Raw genomic sequence first — 249 nt, 5'->3', positions numbered from 1 at the left:
AGCGAAGCGAAAAGTATGACGGTTTCCTTGCTATCGCTTATCATGCAAAAGCCTTGAGTGATGCAGAAGTCCTGGACCACTACCATCACCTCTATCAGATCGAACATTCCTTCCGAACCTTCAAAGGGTACCTGGAAACCCGACCGATGTTCCACTGGACGGACAAACGCATCCAGGGGCACATCTGCTTATGTTATCTCGCTTACTCCTTACTCAATCATCTCCAGCTACGCTTAAAACAAAAGGGGA

1 pseudogene is annotated in these 249 nt (G+C 47.8%); it reads left to right on the top strand.

The annotated features are described in order from the left end of the window. Positions 1-249 (top strand): annotated as a pseudogene (locus tag FNH22_RS32335) (IS1634 family transposase); the annotation flags it as partial.

It is taken from the genome of Fulvivirga sp. M361, assembly GCF_007097395.1.
GTDB lineage: Bacteria > Bacteroidota > Bacteroidia > Cytophagales > Cyclobacteriaceae > Fulvivirga.
The sequence above is the reverse complement of the archived record's forward strand: the minus strand, read 5'-3'. Positions and strand labels throughout refer to the sequence as shown.